5 protein-coding genes are annotated in these 4,832 nt (G+C 70.2%); 3 read left to right on the top strand and 2 right to left on the bottom strand.

Translation table 11 applies throughout. The annotated features are described in order from the left end of the window. Both QH283_RS26610 and QH283_RS26615 read left to right on the top strand, forming a co-directional pair. Positions 1-473: NAD(P)-dependent oxidoreductase (locus QH283_RS26610; protein WP_280505679.1), on the top strand; the 473-nt coding region annotated here is incomplete at its 5' end. A 79-nt stretch (positions 474-552) separates the two neighbouring features. Then, positions 553-1,584, top strand: a complete 1,032-nt coding sequence (locus QH283_RS26615; protein WP_280505680.1) for an aldo/keto reductase — start codon at positions 553-555, stop codon at positions 1,582-1,584. A 242-nt stretch (positions 1,585-1,826) separates the two neighbouring features. Here QH283_RS26615 and QH283_RS26620 read toward each other — a convergent pair whose 3' ends face one another. Continuing rightward, positions 1,827-2,633, bottom strand: a complete 807-nt coding sequence (locus QH283_RS26620) for an SAM-dependent methyltransferase (RefSeq protein ID WP_280505681.1) — start codon at positions 2,631-2,633, stop codon at positions 1,827-1,829. A gap of 367 nt (positions 2,634-3,000) precedes the next feature. Between QH283_RS26620 and QH283_RS26625 the strand changes: the two genes are divergently transcribed. After that, on the top strand, positions 3,001-3,999 hold the full coding sequence (locus QH283_RS26625) for a glycerophosphodiester phosphodiesterase family protein (protein WP_280505682.1): 999 nt from the start codon (positions 3,001-3,003) through the stop codon (positions 3,997-3,999). A gap of 36 nt (positions 4,000-4,035) precedes the next feature. On the opposite strand, the gene QH283_RS26630 is transcribed toward QH283_RS26625, so the two are convergent. Then, positions 4,036-4,832, bottom strand: a 797-nt coding sequence (locus QH283_RS26630; protein WP_280505683.1) for an NAD(P)-binding domain-containing protein, incomplete at its 5' end; no start/stop codon positions are given.

Raw genomic sequence — 4,832 nt, forward strand, 5'->3', positions numbered from 1 at the left:
GCACCCTGGTGACCGGCGATCTGGCGCCGAGGCGCGAACTCGGGCCCGCGATCCTGGCCGGGGTGCGGGCCGAGGTGGCCGCGATGCGCGCCGCGGACGTCCGGCGGCTGCTGGTGATCAGCGCGGGCGCTCTGCGCACCGTGCCCGGTGACAGCCTGGCGATGCGGATGGTGCTGAAGCCGTTGGTGGGGTTCGCGTTCCGGCAGCACTACGCGGACCTGCGGGTGATGGAGGACGTGGTGACCGCGTCCGGGCTGGAGTGGACGATCGTGTGCCCGCCGAGGCTCACCGACGGTCCGTATACCGGGCGGGTGTGGCAGCGCGTCGGCGACGCCGAACGATACGGCCAGGCCTTGTCGCGTGCCGATGTGGCCGGATTCCTGCTGCGGGCGGCGTCCGACCGGGCGTTGATCGGCGAGACGGTGTACATCGGCCAGGAGAAGTACATCGGCCAGGAGAAGACGGACCGGTGAGGTGGCGGGCGGTCGCCGGACAGAATCGCCCTGATCGGAAGAATTCACCCGGTCACCGCGGCCGGGCAGGATGCTCGTCATGAGCTATGGCCCGTTCGAACAGACCTACGCCGCCGCGCAGGACCGCTACGAGAAGATCCCCTACCGCCGCACCGGCACGTCCGGTCTCGACCTGCCCGCCTTCTCCTTCGGCCTGTGGCAGAAGTTCGGTACCGACTACCCGTACGAGACGCAGCGCGAGATCATCCTGCACGCGTTCGATCTGGGCATCAGTCATTTCGACAACGCCGACCGCTACGGCCCGCCGCACCGCGCCGCCCAGCAGAATTTCGGCCGCGTTCTCGCCAAGGACCTCGCCCCCTACCGTGACGAGCTGATCCTGTCGACCAAGGCGGGCAACCCGATCGGCCCCAGCCCGTATCTCAAGGGCGGCTCCCGCAAGTCGATCCTCACCTCGCTGGAACACAGCCTGCGCGACCTCGGCACCGACTACGTCGACATCTTCTACCACCACAGCCCCGACCTCGCCACGCCGCTGGAGGAATCCGTCGGCGCCCTGGTCAGCGCCGTCCAGCAGGGCAAGGCCCTCTACGTCGGCATCTCCAACTACGACACCGAGCGCACCCACGAGGCCGCCGAACTGCTGCGCGCCGCGGGCGTGCCGCTGCTCATCCACCAGGCCCGTTACTCCATCTACGACCGCCGCCCCGAGCGCAACGGTCTGCTCGGGACCGCCGCCGACGACGGCTTCGGCGTCATCGTCTACTCGCCGCTGGCCCAGGGCCTGCTCACCGACAAGTACCTGGAGACCATCCCCGACGGCGCTCGCGCGGTGAACAGCGCCTTCCTGTCGCCCAGCCAGATCGACGACACCTACCGCAGGCGCACCGCCGAACTCGCCAAGATCGCCGAAGCCCGCGGCCAGAGCCTGGCCCAGCTGGCCCTCCAGTGGGTCCTGCGTCGTCCCGAGGTCACCTCCGCCCTCATCGGCGCCAGCTCCACCGCCCAGCTCGACCACAACCTCCAGGCCCTGAACTTCCCCGAGTTCACCGCCGACGAACTGGCCCTCATCGACGAGCACGGGGTGCACGGCACGGGCCTCGGCCTCTGACCCGTCCCCGTCCCGATCGGCGGACCGGGACCGATCGCCGGTTCCGGCCCGTCAATTCTCGCCAACGGCCGTCAGGCGCCGTTCGGCAGGAATCGGGGCACATGCCACCGCCGCGGCAGCGTGCCGTAGGACGTGAATGGTCACGTCGATACGTGGTGCCTGCTGTCGACGCGGTGAGGGCGACGCGGTGAGCTGGAGGGCGGGCGGACGGGTGTGCGCTCGGACGTGGCGCCGCGGTCCGGTCAGGGTTTGCGGGCGACGGCGGCGTAGCCGGGCAGTTTGCGGTCGTAGGACTTCGGCGGTTCGACTCCGGTGGGCCGCCAGCGGTGGATCGGGACGATGCCGGGCTCGACCAGCTCCAGGTCGGAGAAGAAGCGGGCGATGGAGTCCTTGTCGCGCGGTTCGATGGGGATGCCGCCCTGCTGGTAGGCGTTGACCGTCCTCGCCACGCCCTCCGGGTCGGCGTCGGCGGAGAAGTGGGTCATCACCAGGTGGGAACCGGGGGCGAGCGGCTCGAGCAGGGTGGCGATGATGTCGTAGATCCGTTCACCGGTCACGAAGTGCGCCAGCGCGATCACGCTGAGCGCCACCGGCTGGGAGAAGTCGAGCGTGTCACGCAGTTGCGGGGCGTCGAGGATCGACCGGGGCTCGGTGATGTCGGCGTGCAGGTACTCGGTGCGGCCCTCCGGGGTGCCGACCAGCAGTGCCCTGGCGTGGGCGAGCACGATCGGGTCGTTGTCGGCGTACACCACGCGCGCGTCGGGCGCGATCTCCTGGGCGACCTGATGCAGATTCGGTTCGGTCGGGATTCCGGTTCCGATGTCGAGGAACTGCCGGATGCCCCGCTCGGCGAGAAACCGGATCGCGCGGTGCATGAACTCCCGGTTGGTCCTGGCGAGCAGGCGCACGTTGGGAATGGACTGCTCGATCTGCTCGGCGGCCGCGCGATCGGCTTCGTACCAATCCTTTCCGCCGAGGAAATAATCGTAGATCCGAGCCGAATGTGGCTCGTTCTGGCGCAGATCCACGATGCTGATACCGTCCGGCACGGCCACTCCTCGCTACGAAACTCTCACTGCGCCTTGAGGTTACATCCTTCACCCGCGGACGGCTGACTCCGCGGATGCCACGATACCGCCGAGCAGGCCGCGGTGGGGCCGATCCGCCCTCGGCCCGTACTCGGCGGCGGGCCGTGCCCGCCGGAGCCGGTCGCGCTCCCCGGATGGGATCGGTCGTCCGCCCGGTGGCCGGGGACGAGGTCGTGACACGGGAATGGACGGGTGTCCGTATCGGGCGTGAGACCTCGGGGCATGATTCGGCCGTGTATCGGAAAAATATTGTGCGGTAGCGCGATTCGTCGTTCCGAGGTCGAGGTCGGCGCTGCGGGGAGAGCCGTGGCATGTGAGGATGGCCGGCATGTTCGTTTCGGAAAGCATGTTCACCCGAAGCCGCCCGCACGGGCGGGGCACGCGTTGGCAGGCCGCCATGGCGGTCGCCCTGTTGGCGGGCTCCCTGGGGGCGGTCGGCGCCGGTCCGGCCGCGGCCGAGCTCGGTGACCGGCCGCAGGTGCTCGCGCACCGAGGCCTGGCACAGACCTTCTCCCTCGACGGCGTCGACGCCGACACCTGCACCGCCGAGCGCATCGATCCCCCCACGCACCAATTCCTGGAGAACACCGTCGACGGGATGCGGGCCGCTTTCGAGGCGGGCGCGGACCAGGTGGAGTTCGACGTGCACTGGACCGCCGACGGTCAGTTCGCCGTCTTCCACGACTGGACGCTGGACTGTCGCACCAACGGCACGGGCACCACCAGGGACCACACGATGGACGAGTTGCGCGGACTCGACATCGGCTACGGCTACACCGCAGACGGCGGGAAGACCCATCCGTTCCGGGGCAAGGGCGTCGGCCTCATGCCCTCGCTGGACGAGGTGCTCGCCGCCTTTCCGACCGAATCGCTGCTGATCCACATCAAGAGCAGCGATGCGGACGAAGGCGCGGCGCTGGCGGACCGGCTCGCGGAGGAGGATCGGGAACGGCTCACCGTCTACGGCGGGGACGAGCCGATCGCCGCCCTGCGCGAACGGCTGCCGGACCTGCGGGTGATGTCCAAGCAGATCATGCTGGAATGTCTCGCCCCCTACGAGGTCGCGGGGTGGACGGGCGCGATCCCGGACGCCTGCCGCAACACCCAGCTGCACATTCCCGAGGGCTACACGCGACTGCTCGCCGGCTGGCCGGACCGGTTCGCCGAGGACATGGCCGGGGTGGATGCCAGGATCGTGCTGGTGGCCGGCTCGGGCGGTTTCTCCGAGGGCTTCGACACCCCCGAATCACTCGACCGGCTCCCCGCCGGATTCACCGGTCTCGTGTGGACGAACCGGGTGGACGTCATCGCCCCGCTGCTCGACTGAGCCACCGCGACGCGCGCCACCGGCCGGTACGCGATGTCACCGGCCGGTGGGCTCCAACAGCTCGAACAGGCTGGAGAAACCCTGGTCGCCGTGGCCCGCGGCGACCCGCTCGGTCATCAGCGCGCGGACCTCACGCATCCTGACGGTGTCGATCCCGAGGGATTCGCGGTGCTCGACGAGGTCGTCCATCAGCGCCGACTGCACCGACAACGGGCCGAGGTCGGGCGGGTAGGCGCGGTCACCGACGGCCTCGCCGATGGCCGCGAGCAGGGGCGGGTAGCCGGTGAGGGAGTGGGCGAAGCGGGCGGCGAACTCGGCGGGATCGACTCCTTCCGCGCTGACCAGCCGGAGGGTGTGCAGGAAACCCATGAGGATCTCGTAGCCCATCGCGACCTGCGCCATGAACTCCACCGCGGCCAGGCCCGCGTCGGCGCCGTAGTAGGTGGGGGTGCCCAGCTCGCGCAGGACGGGCTCGGCGGTCTCGAACGCGGCCCCCGAACCGCTGAAGGGGAAGTTGAGTTCCGGCTTGCCGAGGTCGGGGGGATCGCCCATGATGCCGCCGTCGAGATAGGCGACGTCGTGCTGCTCGGCCCAGCGCTGGATCACGCGGGCCCGGCTCGGGGAGCCGCTGGTGACATTGACCAACGTGCGGCCCGCCAGCGCGTCACCGGTCGCGGCCAGGACGTCCTCGACCGCCTCGTAGTCCAGGACGCAGATCACCGTCAGCGGGCTCGCGGCGACCGCGGCCGCGGCGGTGCGGGCCCCCCTGGCCCCCGCCACCGCGCGCGGGGCGCCGCCACCCGCGGTGGGGTTCCAGACCGTGACGGGGTGGG

Source organism: Nocardia farcinica, from assembly GCF_029867845.1.
Lineage (GTDB): Bacteria > Actinomycetota > Actinomycetes > Mycobacteriales > Mycobacteriaceae > Nocardia > Nocardia farcinica_A.